The organism is Anatilimnocola aquadivae (assembly GCF_049819085.1).
Lineage (GTDB): Bacteria > Planctomycetota > Planctomycetia > Pirellulales > Pirellulaceae > Anatilimnocola.
Genome location: NZ_CP187419.1, coordinates 4,770,004 through 4,786,216, shown reverse-complemented (window position 1 = coordinate 4,786,216; position 16,213 = coordinate 4,770,004). Strand labels below are relative to the sequence as shown.

The following is a 16,213-nucleotide window of genomic DNA, read 5'->3' as shown; positions in this document are numbered from 1 at the left end:
AGAATGGGGTAATGGAACAGGACGAAGCGATTAAACTTGTTCTCGCCGACATGAAGGCCCATTCGTGCAAACATGGACCTGTGATTGCTGCAACTCAGCTAGGCGACGCGATGTGGGATGTTGAACTCGCCCACCACGGATATGACGGACGTGCCGCAACCTGCGATCCGCCATCACTTCGTTTCGTTGTGAATTGTTCCACAAAGTCAGTCACGCTAATTGACATCATGTAGTCGCGCGACTACCGAATATTTCGGAAACCTTTTTGGATTTTACGGCAGCCCCACTTAATCGCCCAGTACCCCATGCTGCGGCTACGTCACCCTTGCAGAACGCAGACGGAGCCTAATCTGTCCGATATGCTTCTGGGAGGACGATGTCTTCGTGGGCGATCAACTGGACGAGTTGTCGATATGTAACCATCAAACATTGCGGCAAGGGCGGGCGAACTTCTCTTTGCTTGGGGCGTGTGATCGCGAAATGCTCAAGCATGTGGTGCCGGTTGCCGCACGAGCATCTTACATTCAACTTCCCTTCACCCAGGGATAAAGCTTCGTCCGTGACCAGACCAGTCACTCAAAACCAGGCGCTACCCGTTTTCAGCACGCGTTGACGGCGTCGCTGGCATCTGGTAGAAGATTGGATTCGCCAAAACCTACATTTGGGCAACAGAAGCAAGCACAAAGGCAGTTAGCATGGGTGGAATTATCCATCGGATGAAGGAAATCGCGCAACGCCGGCACCGCAAGAAGAAGCTGGCCGTGATCAAGCGCCGCGCCGCCAAGGCGAGCATCTCGGAGAAAGCTGTATTGGCTGCCAAGTTGCGTCGCATGACTCCCGGTGCCGAGATCATCATCGCGGCTCTCGGTTTGGAAGAAAAGCGTTAAGCACGTTCGTGGCAAGTTGGCAGTAATGCCGGCAAGCAACGAATGAAGTTTCGCTACAGAGAACGCGGCTGGCACAGCTCGCCGCGGGACTGGTTCGCGCCCAGCCTCGGGTTTTCTCGCAAGGATTTTATTGATGGCCGCTCACTCGCCACCTTCGCACGACAATCATTTTGAAGAGCACGAAGCGAACGAACATTTGGCAGAGGACTCGGAAGCCTGGAATGGCGTGACCGGCCTGTTGTTGTTCATCGTCTCGATTGGCCTGTCGCTGGCCATGCTCACACTTTTTCTTTCGCGCAATCCGTAGTGGGTGCGGCGGCCTCGGTTGCCAAGTGTGGCGTGCTGGGCTTGAAGAAGCGGTGGCGTAGGTACTCGACAATGGCCGGTAAGATCGAGACAAAGACGATCGCCAGCACGACGAGTTCGAAGTTCTTTTCGACGAACTCGATCCGGCCAAACCAGTAGCCGGCAAACGTCATGCTCAGCACCCAGAAGATGCCGCCCGCGACGTTGTAAACGAGAAAGCGGCGATAGTCCATCTGCCCCACTCCCGCGACGAACGGCGCAAAGGTGCGGACAATCGGTACGAAGCGGGCAATGACAATGGTCTTGGGCCCGTAGGCTTCGAAAAACTCTTGGGTCTTGGCTAAGTGCTTGGGATTCAGCCAGCGGGACCATTTGCCGCTGAGGACTCTTGGCCCCAGATAGCGGCCAATGTGATAGTTGACCGTATCGCCCAGCACCGCAGCAATCGACAGCAGGATGCAGATCAGCCAGACGTTCAGGCCCGACTCTGGCTTGGCGGCTAGGGCACCGGCCGCAAACAGCAGCGAGTCGCCCGGCAGAAACGGCATGACGACCAGGCCGGTCTCGACAAACACGATGGCGAACAAGATGCCGTAGGTCCAAGCGCCGTAGGCATGCGTCAGCATTAACAGCTTGTCATCAACATGCAAAAGCCAATCGACAATCTGCCGCACGAGAACGACCCTTCCAAACAAAAGCGAGGCGAGTAGCGGTTTGCCAACTCGGGGCGAACCGCTGGACGGCCCCATCGCAGTATAGGTTTTTCTGTGGCTCGTCCCCAGGCGAAACGAACCCTACAACCGGCACTTTCGCAGGGGGCAAGTCCGCAGTCGCTTTGACGCAAGGCAGCGGAACGCTCTTTCAGGGGGTGTTCACAAACCGCGGTCGCTTGCCGGGCGAAATTGCGATAATCCTCGGGAATGGCGCTAGGTAGGCGATGGCCGGTGCCCCTGTTTGTGTAGACATTCACGCCAACAGCCTGGCGAAAGTGTAGTGGCCATGGTCCGCCGTGCAGCATGGCGACTCGGGGAGCGAGTCGACTAGCTGCACTTTTCCCTGCTAGACTCAGCGGCACCCGCCAGACTCCACCTTCCCCCAGGTGCTTACCCAATGAATGCTGCTGCCCGCCTGCTGGTTTTTGTCTTGCTCGCCAGCCTCACTCCGACGTTGCTGCTGGCCCAGGCCGAAGTTGACCTCGGCACGATCACCGAGCGGCACGAACGGATTCCCATGCGCGACGGTCAACGACTGTCGGCCTATCTGTATGTGCCGCCGGGCGAAGGTCCCTGGCCAGTCGTGTTTGAACAGCGGTACGCCGACCTCCGCGGGGCAGGAACTCGCAAGGCAGCCGCCAAACTGGCAGAGGCTGGTTACGTGGTCGCCCTCGTTAACTTTCGGGGCACGCATCTCTCGGAAGGGAAGTGGGTGGGGTATCGGGCGCTCGGCTGGGGCGAATTGCAGGATGGCTACGACACTTGCGAATGGCTCGCCACGCAAAAATGGTCCACCGGCAAGGTCGGCACCTTCGGCAGTTCGCAGGGAGGCTTTGCCCAGAACTTTTTGGCGGTCACTCAGCCTCCGCATCTCAAGTGTCAGTACATGGTCGATACCGGCCTGAGCCTATTTCAGGAAGGTTATCGCATTGGCGGCATCACGCGCCCGAATCGTTTCGTCTCGCTCGAAAAGACGTGTCGCAATCCCGAGGACAATCGCCAACTTGTCGCCGAGTGGTTCCGTCATCCCCATTACGACGATTACTGGCGCGAGGAAGATTGCTCGCTCCACTTCCCCAAGATGAATGTCCCCTGCTTCACGATCGGCAGCTGGTACGACTTCATGAACCAGGGCTCGATCGCCAGTTTTCAAGGTCGGCAGCAGCAGGGCGGGCCTAATTCGCGCGGCAAGCAGCAACTGATCATCGGCCCTTGGTTGCACGGGCGATTGAACAAAGGGAACCGCGTGGCGGAACTCACCTATCCGGCCAATGCCACTTGGCCGGAACACGAACACATGGTCCGCTGGTTCGACCATTGGCTGAAAGGCAAAGCAACCGGCGTCGAGCGCGAGCCCGCCGTGCGTTACTACGTGATGGGCGCCGTCGGCGAAGAAGGTGCGCCGGGCAACGAGTGGCGTACCGCCGCCGACTTCCCGCCGCCGGCCAAGATGTCCCCGTACTACTTGCAAGCCGAAGGCGCGCTGTCGACCGAGTTGCCGACGAGTGACAAAGGCTCGACTAGTTTCACCAGCGATCCGCTCCACCCGATGCAAATGCCCGGTGCAGCGTTTCTGGGAGCCAAAGATGCTCGAGCCTTTGAGCAGCAGACCGAGGTTCGCACCTTCACCACCGCGCCTCTGGCTGAACCGGTCGAATGGACCGGCCGCGTGCGCGCCGAGTTGCTGCTGTCCTCAACGGCTCGCGACACCGACGTGATCGTCCGCGTCAGCGATGTCTATCCCGATGGTCGCTCGATTTTGATCATCGAGTATCCGCTGCGGGCCCGCTATCGCGAAGGTTTCGACCACGAGGCACTCTTAACACCCGGCGAAGTCCACAAGCTCAACTTCGATGTCGGCTGGCTGAGCCAGATCTTTGCCAAGGGTCATCGCATTCGTGTGACCGTCGCCAGCACCGGCGCTCCCCTCTACGAACCGAATCCCCAAACGGGCGAACCACTCACCGTGGAGTTCCCCGCCAATGCCACAAAGGCAGTAAATACGATTTACCATCACCGCCTGAATGCCTCACGCATTCTGGCCCCGATTGCGACGGTTGCGGGACAATAATGGGCCCGCTTAAAGACTGCTTTTTGCGACCGCAGCAGGTAGACTAAGAGCTTGCCTTGCCTGCCGACATTTGTCTTTTGGCAACAGGATTGAATGATGCGATCAGGCTGGATCTCTCCCCTGCTGATGCTGTGTTTGTGCGCGAAGCTTTATGCACAGGCTCCCGCCGAAGAGGAAGTAAAATTCTTCGAACAGAAGATTCGGCCCGTTCTTGTCCAGCATTGCTACAGCTGCCACTCGGTCGCCGCGCGCGAGCAAAAGAAGCTGCAAGCCGACCTGTATCTCGATTCGGCTGCTGGCTTGCTCGCTGGCGGTGAAAGTGGCCCGGCGATTGTCAAAGGGAAGTCGGCCGAGAGTCTGCTGCTTAAGGCCCTGAAGTACGACGGCTTTGAGATGCCCCCCAGCGGCAAATTGTCGGCCGAGATCGTCGCTGACTTTGCTCGCTGGATCGATAACGGCGCAGCCGATCCTCGCCAGGATGGTACGGTCGTCAAGTCGAAACGCGAGATCAATATCGAAGAGGGGAAGCAATGGTGGTCGTTTCAACCATTGGCTGCCGTAACTCCCCCTGCTGCACCCAGTGGCGCTCGCATCCAGACTCCGATCGATCAGTTCATTCAGGCCGCGCTCGCACAACAAAAACTGACGCCCAATGGCCCCGCCTCAAAAGCGAAGCTGCTCCGCCGCGCCTATTTCGACTTGATCGGTTTGCCGCCCACGCCCGAGCAGATCGACGCTTTTGCCAAAGATGAATCGCCGCAGGCATTCGAGAAGGTCATCGACGAGCTGCTCGCCAGCCAGCACTACGGCGAGAAATGGGCTCGGCATTGGTTGGATGTTGCCCGCTATGCCGAGAGTGGCGGCTACGAGTTTGACGGCTTTCGTGGCGGTGCTTATCACTATCGCGATTGGGTGATTCGCGCGCTCAACGAAGACCTGCCTTACAACCAGTTCGTCCGCCAGCAATTGGCCGGCGACAAGTTGCAGCCCGAAGAGTATGCGGCCGCTTCGGCGAGCGGCTTTCTTGTGGCTGGTCCGTATCCGGGGCAGATTACCGCGAAGACCGTCGAACGTATCCGCTACGATCAGCTCGACGACATGCTGATGACGGTCGGCGGCTCGATGCTCGGCCTGACGATCGGCTGCGTTCGTTGCCACGACCATAAGTACGACCCGATTCCGCAAACCGATTACTACGCGCTCGCTGCGGCTCTCGCCAAGACCGGCCATGGCTCGCGCACGATCGATCCCGATCCAGCTGCCAGCGAGCGGGCACTCGAAGCCCATCGCGTGGCGCATGAACCGCTGGTCGCGGACCTGCGCAAGTTTGCTACCGAGCAATTACCACCGCGCGTCGAAAAATGGCGTAAGGCGGAACTGGCCAAGCAGCCCGAAGCACCCCGCTGGCAAACCATGGAGCCGGTCGCTTGGGACGCCGAGCGCTCCTGGCTGAAGAGTGTGCCCGGCGGCATCCTCGCGCACGATGGCTTGATGGTCGCGGGCGTGAATGTTCCCAAACGCGGGCAGGGTCGCAAGGTTGGCGCAGCGGAGTCCTACAGCCTGACGTATCACACGCACCAAAAGAATGTGATGTCGCTGCGGCTGGATGCCTTCACGGAGAAGTCGCTGCCGCAAAAGGGACCAGGGCTCAATACCGACGGCAGCTTTCAACTGGGCGAGATGAAAGTCACCGCGAAACCGCTAGACCCGCAGTCGAAAGATGCTCCACTGGTTCTCAAGCTGAAGCCGGTCTTCGCTGCCTTCGAAGATAAAGACCAGCCCATTGCGCAAGCCGTCGATGGCAAGCCGAATACGGCTTGGGTCGTGAAGACCAACGCCAAGAAAGACAACGCGGCCGTCTTTGAATTGGAGACGCCACTGGCCGGCTTTGCTGGTGGCACCGAACTGCAAGTGGAGATGAAGTTCAAAGATCTCGGCATCGGTCGCTTGCGACTCGCGCTCAGCACCGAAGCCAATCCCGCGACTTGGGCCGGTGACCTGACTCCTCAACATGTGGGCGAGATCAGGGCCATTCTGGCTGCCAACGGCAACAAGCTGCCCGATGCCCAGCGCGAAGAGATGACCCGCTGGTTCGCGCCGTTCGATACGGATACCGCCAAGGCGGTGGAGATCGTTCGCAATCACACAGCAGCCGAACCTCGCCCAAAGCTGGCCGAAGTCTACACCACGGTCGCCGGTGGCCAGGATGTCTTCTTGTTGCGGCGCGGCGAAGTCGAAAACAAACTGGGCAAAGCGGAACCCGGCTTCATTCAGGTCCTGCGACGCACGAGCGATGTCCCCTCCGCTGACACGACACCGGTGAGCACCAGCGCAGCCGATCCCCGCATAGCCCTCGCCGATTGGATGACCGACGTCGAACAAGGTGCGGGGCCGTTACTCGCCCGTGTAATGGCCAATCGACTTTGGCAACATCACTTTGGCCAGGGACTCGTTGGTACTCCAAACGATTTTGGCGCGCAAGGCGAACGCCCCTCGCATCCCGAATTGCTCGAATGGCTGGCCAGCGAACTGGTGAACAACGGCTGGAAGCTGAAGCCGCTGCATAAGCAGATCATGCTCAGTGCCGTGTATCAACAAGCCAATGAAGTATCGCCCGAGAACCTGAAGATCGATCCCGCGAATCGCTTCTGGTGGCACTATCAGCCTCGGCGGCTGGATGCGGAATTAATTCGCGACTCGCTCCTCGCGATCGGCGGCAATCTCGACAAGCAGATGTTCGGCCCGAGCATTCTCGACAACACTCCCCGCCGTAGCATTTACCTGCGTGTGAAGCGCAGTGAACTCATTCCACTGATGACCATGTTCGATGCGCCCGAACCGACGCAAAGCATTGGCGAGCGAATCAGCACGACCGTGCCCACACAATCGCTGGCGATGATGAACTCGCCGTTCGTGCGCGACCAGGCCGAGAAACTGGCCAAGCGAATCAAGCCCGCTGCGGGCGAGCCACTCACGAAGTCCATCGACCTCGCTTACCAAATCAGCTTCGCTCGCTTGCCCACCGAAACCGAGCGTAGTCGCTTGATGGCCTTTCTCGAACAACAACAGGCTGTGGTCGGTGCTGATCCAGCCGCAGCCGAAAAATCACTCACCGAGTTCTGCCAGGTTTTGCTTTGCTTGAGTGAGTTTGTGTATATCGACTGATTGCCCTGCTTCGCTCCCTCGCCCGTTGGAACAGTCATGTTCAACCACAACTTCTCCCTGCCAGCCCGACGTCAATTCCTGAAAGACGCTGGACTTGGCTTTGGTTCGCTGGCTCTCGCCAGCATGCTGCAAGGCGAGTCGCCCGCTGCGGAAGCAATCAGCGGCGGACCCCTCGCGCCGAAGCAACCTCACTTGCCGCCCAAGGTGAAGTCGATCATCTGGCTGTTCATGACCGGCGCGCCGTCGCAAGTCGATACGTGGGACTACAAGCCCGAATTGCAAAAGCGCGATGGCCAGGAACTGGCTGGCTCCGATCCCAAGACGGGCTTCTTCACGACGAGCGGCAAGTGCCTGAAGTCCCCCTTTGAGTGGAAGCAACACGGCCAGTCGGGCTCGTGGGTTTCGGATATCTTTCCGCACTTGTCGCAGCACGTCGACAAGATGTGCTTTCTGCACTCGATGCACCTGAAGCAGAACAATCACGCGCCAGCCTCGATTGAACTGATGTGCGGCACAAATCGCCCCGGTCTGCCGGCTCTCGGCGCGTGGCTGACGTATGGTCTGGGTTCGCTGAATCAAGACTTGCCTTCGTACGTGGTGATGCACGATACGCGGCCGCGTGGTGACGATCAGATCTGGTCGGCCGGTTTTCTGCCGAAGACCTACCAGGCACTGGCCCTCGATGCTCGCCGCAAAGAGGCCATCGATAACCTGCTGCGCGATAACAAGCACAGCGACGCGCAGCAGCGCTCGCAGCTCGACTTGATTCGCGAACTCAATCAGGAGCACGCCGCTTCGCGACCCACCCAGGCCGATCTGGCTGCCCGCATCAATTCGTACGAATTGGCGTATCGTATGCAGATGGCCGCGCCCGAGGCGATGGACCTGTCCAAAGAAACGGCGATGACGCATCAACAATACGGGCTCGATAAACCCGAATGCGCCACGTTCGCTCGGCAGTGTTTGCTCGCGCGGCGGCTCGTCGAGCGGGGCGTTCGCTTCGTGCAGATCTTCGCCGGCAAGGGCGTGGGTGGCGATGGGAGCGTGAACGATGTTCCTTGGGACTGCCATACCGACGTGCAGACGAATCATCGTTCGTGCGGGCTGCACACCGACCAGCCCGCAGCCGCCTTGCTGGCCGATCTCGCGGCGCGTGGTCTGCTCGAATCAACGCTTGTCATCTGGGGCGGCGAGTTTGGCCGCACCAGCGATTCGCAAGGAGCCAAGGGGCGCGATCACAATCCGAACGGCTTCACCATCTGGATGGCTGGCGCCGGTGTGAAGGCCGGTCTGCACTACGGTGCGACCGACGAGTTTGGTTACAAGGCCGTGGAGAAGAAGGTGCATGTGAACGACCTGCATGCAACCCTGCTCCATTTACTCGGCCTCGAACACACCAAGCTGACCTATCGCTTCAACGGCCGCGATTTCCGCCTCACCGATGTGGCTGGCGAGGTGCTGAAAGAAATCATCGTTTAGCATCGCCGTCGAGCAGCATCGCGGCGCAGGCGACTGCTACTTCGGAATCTTCAGCGTCAGCTCCAGATTCTTCCCCTCGCGTCGCACCACAACAGGCACACTGCTGCCGGGTTTCACGTGGTTCAGCGCGTACTCGAGCAGATCGGTCTCGCGCAGAAAATCGTCTTTGCCATCGAACGAGACAAGCACATCGCCCACCTTCAAGCCCGCTTCTTTCGCACCATTATGAGGTGCGTACTGACCAACGTGCTGTGCTCGCAGGACCAACTTGTCGCTGGGCAACTTCATTTCTGCACGTACTTCGGCAGGCATCTTTTTCAGGAACAGTCCTCCGAGTGCCATCCGCCGTAGTTCCCAGCTTGAGGCTCGCCAGGCGATGTCGTCGAGTTGCTTCCATTCCGCGGGCAACTTCAGTTCCACGGGTACAGACCTGCCATCGCGCAGCACGGTGGCGGCGACGGTTCCGCCGCTGGCCGGTGTGTGATGCAGCACCCATTGCACGTCGGCGATCGAAAGCGGTGTTTGGCCGCCGAGCTTTTGGATTTCATCCCCAGCGCGAAAGCCCGCTTGGTCAGCGAGCGAATCGGCTTCGACTCGCACCACTTTCGCGCGTTCACGTGGATTCAATATCAGCCCCAATGCCTTGGGATGCGGATAGGGAAACAGCACCTGCTCTGGCAAAGCGCCGCCGCGCTCGCGGGCGTGCTGTTTGACGGCATCGCCAATCTGATGGCAGTGGATGCAGCTTTGAATGAGATTGGCTTCGTAGTTAATCGCCGAACCATATTTGCCTTGCAGCTTGGGATACTTCTCGGGCGAGGAAAAGGCCGGTGCTGGTCCCCGCTTCAGTGCGAGTTCGTCCTTGTTTTTCGGATAGTCTTGGTGCAATGAAAGGGCGCCGTCAAGCGCTTTGGCGAGTCCTTCGATCGAAACATCGTCGGCATAAAGTGTCTGATCGGACCGCGTGCCATAGCGACCATAGATGGTACCGTCGCCATTGAGCATGAAGACGGCATACGACTGATCGGTATCGAATTGGAACAGCGACAGGTCGAGACCGTTCGCCGAGATCACCCGGACTCGCACGAACTTCTCGAGCAGGGGCCGCAGCGTGGCATCGGTTTCGACCAGTTCATCGTCGAGCTTCACACAGTGCTCGCACGGCAAACACCGCAGCACCACCAGCATTGGTTTGCCGCTGGCTTTGGCTTCGGCGAAGCCTTTGGTCAGATCGTTGTAAATCCAAAAGCCCGTGGCTTCGTACTTGGTTTTATCGCCGCGAACCTTCTGTTCGCGCGTCTGGGCAGAGAGCGTCGAAACGCAACCGAGCAAGCCAACAAGTAAGCAGAGTAACGCGCGTCGCATGAGAGGGGCTCCCGAAGTTTGCCTGGCAATGAGCTGGGTGTTGTGAGTATGGGGATCTGCCGCGCGCTCGGCAACTTGATTTTTTAAGAATGTCGGGCGAACGATCGAGCGCCGCTTTGGGGCTACTAGTCGGCCGAAATCGCGTCCAGTTCCCCGCACAGGTCGAGGGCCTTGATTGCTTCGGCGGTGGCGATGTACGTGATGTAGTGGTAGTTGCCGCGATAGAGCGAGTGCATCCACCAGCGGCCACTTTCGCGCTGCTCACGCTTCAGCCAGCCCAGCCCTTGCTGGATCCGTGGGTCAGAGACGGGAACCTTGTTCTGCCGCATCAGCACGATTGCCAGCGACGTCAGGTACGCATCGCTTTCTGGCTTCTCAGCATCGGGCAGGCCTTTGATGAGGTTCAGCACGGTCGCGCTCATTTCAAAGTGCCAGTCCGCCAGCGGGGACATGTCGCGCGTGCTCCAACCGCCGTCAGCGTGCTGCTTGGATGACAGCAGGGCCAGTGCGGCGTCGCGCTCGGATTGTGGCACCAGTTCCGGCAGGTAGTGGGCCAGCTGCAATTTCAAGATGCGATCAAAATCGTTCTTCGGCGGCGAGGTTCGCAGCCACTCTTTCAGTTTGTCTACACGCGCGAGCAGCGCTTCGTCCTTCAATCCGGCGAGCCAGCCCGGCGCGGCGGTGATGGCCCGCGCAGCTTGCAGCGACAGTTCGAAGTCGGTGGTGATATGCGGAATCTCGACCTCGCCGTGACTGACTAGCGCGCCGCTCTCCGACTGGCGCGCGAACATATCGCGGAGCGAACGATCGGTGACTTCCGAGAGTTTGCCGGTGACGTTTCGATCCCACTCGGCCAGTCCCGCACTACGCCACACGCTGAAGAACGCCCCGGGATAGTACTTGTGACCATTCTTATCGGTCTCCGCGACCTCCTTCACTTCCTTCGGCACGGCCGCCACAAAGTTCGCGAGCACCTCTTCGCTGGGCTTGCCAAACTGCCGCGACCAGGCTGTGTACTCGGTCATGTAAGGACCGGTCGTGTGGCAATTTACACAGGACCTTTCACGCACCCAACTCACCGCGCCGGCGTCCAGATACTTCCCTGCCAGCTTCAGCGACTCTGGCCCAAACTGTTTCACGCGCGGCTCATCGGCCGAGGGAATGCTGATCCGGATCTCGCCCGACTGATACTGAAAGGCGGGCTTGGACGCAGTTTGCCCCCGAGCTACGACCGCTGGCGAGATGATCGCCAGAGCGAACAATCCGAGCCGAAGTCCAAGCGTGCGAAGCAAGAGCGAGCGATAGCAGCGGATCTTGAGCATGGGTCTCTCCCGGAGGGGGCAGTTTCTGCCACAGAATGGCGCTCAAGCATCGCATAGCAGCGGGCGGGCAGCAAATATTCCGGTGGCCTCGTTCGCCGTAACTTTCGTCTTGGCTGTTGCCGTTTCGAGCCTATCTGTCCAACGAGCGGCCCATTGTTGGACACTACTTGGCAGTATTTCCCGAGAGTTGCGCTATCCGCTGTCCAGCAATCAACCCGATTGTTGGACACCCCCCTTTTGCGGTTGACAACGACTTGCGTCGACTTACCGCCGAGCGACTAGTCTTCACCACTCGTATTGTGGCGTGGCGGGGGCGAGTCTTCTTCCTCGTCGTCTTCGGTTCGCTCGTAAGGCACGCTGTACTTCTCGCCGAGCCAGCGGCCCAGGTCGATCGTCTTGCAGCGTTCCGAACAGAAGGGCATGGAGGGCGATATCGCCGAATCGAAGACTCGCTCGCAAACACTGCAGCACATCATGCTCATGAGATTGACCGCTTAGTCCTTCTTGTTCGATTTGCTACTCGAACCAGATGATGGCGAATCTGGCTTGGGAGCAGGCGTTGCCGGTTTTGCTTCGCTGCTCTTACTGCTTTCTGCCGAAGTCGAGCTGCTCGAATCGCTGGGCTTACTATCGGCCGATGCGGCTTTTTTGTAGGAGTCGCTGCGGTAATCGGTGGTGTAGAAGCCGGTTCCCTTGAACATCACGGCCGCACCCGCACCGAACAGGCGGCGGAACTTCTTCTTTTTGCACTTCGGGCACTTTTCGATCAGCGGATCGCTGAAGCTTTGGAAGACTTCTTCCTTGTGGCCGCAGGCGTCGCATTCGTAATCGTACGTGGGCATGCTTGGATTCTCGCTCAACAAAGACTACGACACGAAGACTATGACGCCGGACCCGTGGACACAAACACCTGAGCCGGCCGAACAACACGGTCGTACAACTTGTACCCGACCTGGGCCTCGCGGCTGACCGAACCAGCCGGATACTCGGCAGTGGCTTCCTGGGCGATTGCCTGATGAAAGTTGGGATCGAACTCGGCACCCACACCGGGAATACGGACGCACTGGTGTTGCGAGAGGACGTTCATCAGCTGGGCCGAGACCATCTTTACGCCATCACGCAGCGAAGTGGCATCGCCACCTTGGGCAGCCGCGTCCAGCGCGCGATCGAGATTATCGACGACGGGCAGCAAGTCGCGGGCAAACGGCAGAATGGTGTACTTTCGCTCTTCTTCAATTTCGCGTGCCTTGCGCTTGCGGAAGTTCTCGAACTCGGCCTGTTGCCGCAGCAGTTCGTCCTGAGCCTTCTTCAGCTCGGCTTCGAGCTGATCGATCTTGGCTTCGGGGCCCGACGAAAAGAGGGGATTCGTGGGGGCATCGCCGGCGTCTTCGTTTTTTTCAACTTCAGCAGACATGACTATTCCTCAGTCTTCTTGCTCGGAGCGTTGGAAGGACTGAAATACTCCGTGATGGTTTCGAAAAATGTCTTGCGGTGCGGTGTCACATTCGCATGTTCAAGTTCTGCGAGTTCTTGCAGCAACTCTCGCTGACGCGCCGTGAGTTTCTTCGGCACTTCGATATAGGTCTGCACGTGTAGATCGCCCTTGCCGCTACCGCCGCGCGGATCAGCCAGCCCCTTGCCACGTACGCGGAAGACCTCACCCGCTTCGGTGCCTGCGGGGATCTTCAAATCGTGCGGACCATCGAGCGTGGGAACTTCGATCGTCGCACCGAGCGCGGATTGGCTGAACGTGATTGGCATTCGCAAAATGAGATGCACGCCCTCACGTTCGAACAGCTTGTGCTTTTTGACGCTGATGAAGCAGAACAAGTCGCCCGGTGGGCCCCCTTCGGGACTCGGTTCACCTTGGCCAGGAATCCGAACGCGCATCCCGTCGTCGATGCCCGGCGGAATGGCCACATCGAGCTTGGTGCGTTCTTGCACGTAGCCGTTGCCGCGACAATCGGTGCAGGGTTCCGTAATGACCGAACCAGCGCCGCGACACTGAGGACACGTCGTTTGCACGCGGACGAAGCCCGCCGATTGAACAACTTGGCCATGCCCGGCGCAGTAACGGCAAGTGGTCTTTGAAGAGCCAGGCTTGCTGCCGCTGCCTTTGCACGTTTCACAGCTCTTGCTGCGCGCGAACTCAACGGTTTTGCTGATCCCCTTGGCGGCTTCTTCCAGGGTGAGTTTAACGTCGGCACGCAGGTTGGCACCTTGGCGAGCCCGTTTACCGCGACGGCCACCACTGCCGCCGAACAGGTCGCCGAAGATGCTGCCGAACGCATCCATGATGTCGTCGGCGTCTTGAAACTGCGAGCCAAACTGATCGCCGCCGGCATGGCCAAAGCGATCGTAACGGGCCCGCTTATCAGCATCGGCGAGCACTTCGTAGGCTTCAGCCGCTTCCTTGAATTTTTCCATCGAGTCCGGATCGCCCGGATTCGTATCGGGATGGTATTTGAGCGCGAGCCTGCGATAAGCGGTCGCAATTTCCTTTTCGGAAGCTTCGCGCTTAATGCTCAGCACTTCGTAGTAATCGCGCTTGGCCATCGCTGCCATGATTCTTCGTGCAAAAGGGTGTCAGTAAATCTCTACCAGCATTCTAGGACGCTGGGAAAGGTTCGCTTTCGCCCGTTCGCTCCAAAAAAGGGGCCACCTCTATGCGAAGTGGCCCGTAGTAGACCTGACTTAGTTCCGAGCGTGGGACGAAGCATGCTTCGTCCCAGTTTTGCAAGGACGAAGCACGGCTTCGTCCTCCAGGTTCGCTTAGCGGATCGAGCCTTCGACCGACCGCTTGGCCTTGTCGTCTTTGTCCAGGTTGGTCACGAGCGCCTCGGTGGTGAGGAGCAACGCAGCGATGCTCGCGGCATTGCCGAGAGCCGTGCGAACTACCTTCACCGGGTCGATGACGCCAGCCTTGAACATGTCGACATACTCGCCGGTCAGGGCGTTGTAGCCGGTGTTGGCAGGCTTTTGCAGCACTTCGTCGCAGACCACCGAGCCATCGCGGCCGCCGTTGTCGACAATCGTCCGCATGGGCGAAGAGAGGGCGTGCAGAATGATGCTCGCACCCACGCTTTCGTCACCCTTGAGCGTGTCAACGAGCTTCTCGACCACGTCCGAGCAACGCAGCAGAGCGACACCACCACCAGGGAGAATGCCTTCTTCGAGAGCGGCACGGGTGGCGTGCAACGCATCTTCGACGCGGGCCTTCTTTTGCTTCATGTCGGCTTCGGTTTCAGCACCGACCGAGATGACAGCCACACCGCCAGCGAGCTTGGCGAGACGTTCTTGGAACTTCTCCTTGTCGTACTCGCTTTCGGTCTGGTTCATCTGGTTCTTGATTTGCTGCACACGCTTGTCGATGTCGTTCCGCTTGCCGGCACCTTCGACGATCGTCGTGTTGCTTTTATCAACCGAGACCTTCTTGGCGCGACCCAGGTGTTCGAGCGACAGAGCTTCGAGCTGCAAACCGAGATCATCGCTGATCAGCGTACCGCCGGTGAGCACCGCGATATCGCCCAGCATTGCCTTGCGGCGATCGCCGAAGCCCGGAGCCTTGACGGCACAGACGTTCAGCACGCCACGGAGCTTGTTGACGACGAGCAGGGTGAGTGCTTCGGCATCGACATCTTCGGCGATGATGAGCAATGGCTTGCCGGTCGAGCTGACCTTTTCGAGGATCGGCACCAAGTCGCGCAGATTGCTGATCTTCTTTTCGTGGATGAGGATCAAGGCATCTTCCAGCAAGCAGTCCATCGACGCTGGGCGGTTGATGAAGTAGGGCGAGACGAAGCCCTTGTCGAACTGCATACCATCGACGTATTCGACCTTGGTATCGGCCGTCTTGCCTTCTTCGACCGTGATCACGCCGTCTTTACCGACGCGATGCAAAGCTTCGGCGAGCAATTCGCCAATCGCCATGTCGTTGTTGGCCGAGATGGCGCCGACGTTAGCGACCTCGTCCTTGCTCGTGACCTTTTTGGCCATCGAGACCAGCTTGGCGGTGGCTGCTTCGACAGCCTTGTCGATGCCGCGGCGAATGCCGGTCGGATTGCTGCCAGCGACCACGCTGCGGAGACCTTCTTTGAAGATCGCTCGAGCCAGCACGGTAGCTGTGGTGGTACCGTCACCGGCGAGGTCCGAAGTCTTTTGAGCGACTTCGACCACCAGCTTGGCACCCATGTTCTCGAAGCGATCTTCGAGTTCGATTTCTTTGGCGACCGTCACGCCGTCCTTGGTGACCGTCGGGCCGCCAAACGACTTGTCGATGATGACGTTCTTACCGGTCGGTCCCATGGTGACCGCGACGGCATTAGCGAGCTTGTCGACACCCGCGAGCATGCGAGCGCGAGCGAGATCGTCGAATAACAGTTGTTTTGCCACGACTACAGGCCTCTAACGTGAGTTATGAATGATTTGCGAAAGGGAGTGAGCGGGCGTCGTGAGTTGCACAACGCCCACAGGCGGATAATCAATGACTGAGTAAATTACGACTGGGTCAATTACTCAACGACCTTCGCCAGGATGTCGCTCTCGCGGAGCACCTTGACGTCGTCGCCACCGACTTCGATATCGGTGCCGCCGTACTTTCCATAGATGACCTGGTCACCGACGGCGACTGCCAACTCGGCCCGCTTGCCGCTCTCGAGCAGCTTGCCGGGACCGACCGCGACCACCGTACCCCGCTGGGGACGTTCTTTCGCCGAATCGGGCAACACGATGCCGCCAGCGGTGCGCTGTTCGGCTTCGAGTGGGCTGACTACGACTCTGTCGTCGAGCGGGCGAATCTTCAACTTGGCCATGTGTGAAATCCTTCTGTGTTTAGTTTTTTGGTTTGTTCGATTTGATGGCACGAACCGCTGGTGCGTGCCTGTTGAGTGAGGACAACTGCAGAGC

General features: G+C 59.0%; 14 protein-coding genes and 1 pseudogene. 6 read left to right on the top strand and 9 right to left on the bottom strand.

Annotation, left to right across the window (positions count from 1 at the left end; all coding sequences use genetic code 11):
- Nucleotides 1-315 precede the first annotated feature (315 nt).
- The 3 genes and pseudogenes from NA78x_RS18915 to NA78x_RS18905 form a co-directional block, all read left to right on the top strand.
- A pseudogene (locus tag NA78x_RS18915) lies at nucleotides 316-549 on the top strand (CPCC family cysteine-rich protein); the annotation flags it as partial.
- Between the two features lie 146 nt (nucleotides 550-695).
- Nucleotides 696-887: a DUF6800 family protein gene (locus NA78x_RS18910; RefSeq protein WP_425613934.1), complete on the top strand. Its 192-nt coding sequence runs from the start codon at nucleotides 696-698 to the stop codon at nucleotides 885-887.
- A 133-nt stretch (nucleotides 888-1,020) separates the two neighbouring features.
- Nucleotides 1,021-1,194, top strand: a complete 174-nt coding sequence (locus NA78x_RS18905) for a hypothetical protein (protein ID WP_425613933.1) — start codon at nucleotides 1,021-1,023, stop codon at nucleotides 1,192-1,194.
- Here NA78x_RS18905 and NA78x_RS18900 read toward each other — a convergent pair.
- A complete protein-coding gene (locus NA78x_RS18900) occupies nucleotides 1,166-1,867 on the bottom strand; it encodes a DedA family protein (RefSeq protein ID WP_425613932.1) in 702 nt (233 codons plus the stop codon). The genes NA78x_RS18905 and NA78x_RS18900 overlap by 29 nt on opposite strands.
- A gap of 436 nt (nucleotides 1,868-2,303) precedes the next feature.
- Between NA78x_RS18900 and NA78x_RS18895 the strand changes: the two genes are divergently transcribed.
- From NA78x_RS18895 to NA78x_RS18885, 3 genes are all read left to right on the top strand, one after another.
- Nucleotides 2,304-3,977, top strand: a complete 1,674-nt coding sequence (locus NA78x_RS18895; RefSeq protein ID WP_425613931.1) for a CocE/NonD family hydrolase — start codon at nucleotides 2,304-2,306, stop codon at nucleotides 3,975-3,977.
- 93 nt (nucleotides 3,978-4,070) lie between these two features.
- Entirely contained in the window at nucleotides 4,071-7,142 is a 3,072-nt protein-coding gene (locus NA78x_RS18890; protein ID WP_425613930.1) for a PSD1 and planctomycete cytochrome C domain-containing protein, read from the top strand.
- Between the two features lie 36 nt (nucleotides 7,143-7,178).
- A complete protein-coding gene (locus NA78x_RS18885; protein ID WP_425613929.1) occupies nucleotides 7,179-8,621 on the top strand; it encodes a DUF1501 domain-containing protein in 1,443 nt (480 codons plus the stop codon).
- Nucleotides 8,622-8,657: 36 nt separating this feature from the next.
- On the opposite strand, the gene NA78x_RS18880 is transcribed toward NA78x_RS18885, so the two are convergent.
- From NA78x_RS18880 to NA78x_RS18845, 8 genes are all read right to left on the bottom strand, one after another.
- Nucleotides 8,658-9,986, bottom strand: a complete 1,329-nt coding sequence (locus tag NA78x_RS18880; protein WP_425613928.1) for a Trx7/PDZ domain-containing (seleno)protein — start codon at nucleotides 9,984-9,986, stop codon at nucleotides 8,658-8,660.
- A gap of 125 nt (nucleotides 9,987-10,111) precedes the next feature.
- The gene (locus tag NA78x_RS18875) at nucleotides 10,112-11,308 is read right to left on the bottom strand and encodes a hypothetical protein (RefSeq protein WP_425613927.1); all 1,197 of its coding nucleotides are present in this window, start codon (nucleotides 11,306-11,308) and stop codon (nucleotides 10,112-10,114) included.
- 278 nt (nucleotides 11,309-11,586) lie between these two features.
- Nucleotides 11,587-11,781 carry a DNA gyrase inhibitor YacG gene (locus NA78x_RS18870; protein WP_425619463.1) on the bottom strand — a complete coding sequence of 65 codons (195 nt, stop codon included), beginning with the start codon at nucleotides 11,779-11,781 and terminating at the stop codon, nucleotides 11,587-11,589.
- 21 nt (nucleotides 11,782-11,802) lie between these two features.
- The gene (locus NA78x_RS18865; RefSeq protein WP_425613926.1) at nucleotides 11,803-12,150 is read right to left on the bottom strand and encodes an FmdB family zinc ribbon protein; all 348 of its coding nucleotides are present in this window, start codon (nucleotides 12,148-12,150) and stop codon (nucleotides 11,803-11,805) included.
- A gap of 38 nt (nucleotides 12,151-12,188) precedes the next feature.
- The gene (grpE, locus tag NA78x_RS18860) at nucleotides 12,189-12,722 is read right to left on the bottom strand and encodes a nucleotide exchange factor GrpE (protein WP_425613925.1); all 534 of its coding nucleotides are present in this window, start codon (nucleotides 12,720-12,722) and stop codon (nucleotides 12,189-12,191) included.
- Between the two features lie 2 nt (nucleotides 12,723-12,724).
- Nucleotides 12,725-13,864 (bottom strand): molecular chaperone DnaJ, encoded by a 1,140-nt coding sequence (dnaJ, locus tag NA78x_RS18855; RefSeq protein ID WP_425613924.1) that lies wholly within the window; start codon nucleotides 13,862-13,864, stop codon nucleotides 12,725-12,727.
- Between the two features lie 216 nt (nucleotides 13,865-14,080).
- Complete coding sequence (groL, locus tag NA78x_RS18850) at nucleotides 14,081-15,700, bottom strand: chaperonin GroEL (protein WP_425613923.1); 1,620 nt, start codon at nucleotides 15,698-15,700, stop codon at nucleotides 14,081-14,083.
- Nucleotides 15,701-15,819: 119 nt separating this feature from the next.
- The gene (locus NA78x_RS18845; RefSeq protein ID WP_425613922.1) at nucleotides 15,820-16,119 is read right to left on the bottom strand and encodes a co-chaperone GroES; all 300 of its coding nucleotides are present in this window, start codon (nucleotides 16,117-16,119) and stop codon (nucleotides 15,820-15,822) included.
- Between the last annotated feature and the right edge of the window lie 94 nt (nucleotides 16,120-16,213).

Coding starts and splice junctions, on each gene's coding strand:
- NA78x_RS18895 (WP_425613931.1), top strand. CDS start 2,304: ATGAATGCTGCTGCCCGCCTGCTGGTTTTTGTCTTGCTCGCCAGCCTC.
- NA78x_RS18905 (WP_425613933.1), top strand. CDS start 1,021: ATGGCCGCTCACTCGCCACCTTCGCACGACAATCATTTTGAAGAGCAC.
- NA78x_RS18890 (WP_425613930.1), top strand. CDS start 4,071: ATGATGCGATCAGGCTGGATCTCTCCCCTGCTGATGCTGTGTTTGTGC.
- dnaJ (WP_425613924.1), bottom strand. CDS start 13,864: ATGGCCAAGCGCGATTACTACGAAGTGCTGAGCATTAAGCGCGAAGCT.
- NA78x_RS18875 (WP_425613927.1), bottom strand. CDS start 11,308: ATGCTCAAGATCCGCTGCTATCGCTCGCTCTTGCTTCGCACGCTTGGA.
- NA78x_RS18870 (WP_425619463.1), bottom strand. CDS start 11,781: ATGTGCTGCAGTGTTTGCGAGCGAGTCTTCGATTCGGCGATATCGCCC.
- NA78x_RS18845 (WP_425613922.1), bottom strand. CDS start 16,119: ATGGCCAAGTTGAAGATTCGCCCGCTCGACGACAGAGTCGTAGTCAGC.
- NA78x_RS18880 (WP_425613928.1), bottom strand. CDS start 9,986: ATGCGACGCGCGTTACTCTGCTTACTTGTTGGCTTGCTCGGTTGCGTT.
- NA78x_RS18910 (WP_425613934.1), top strand. CDS start 696: ATGGGTGGAATTATCCATCGGATGAAGGAAATCGCGCAACGCCGGCAC.
- NA78x_RS18885 (WP_425613929.1), top strand. CDS start 7,179: ATGTTCAACCACAACTTCTCCCTGCCAGCCCGACGTCAATTCCTGAAA.
- NA78x_RS18865 (WP_425613926.1), bottom strand. CDS start 12,150: ATGCCCACGTACGATTACGAATGCGACGCCTGCGGCCACAAGGAAGAA.
- grpE (WP_425613925.1), bottom strand. CDS start 12,722: ATGTCTGCTGAAGTTGAAAAAAACGAAGACGCCGGCGATGCCCCCACG.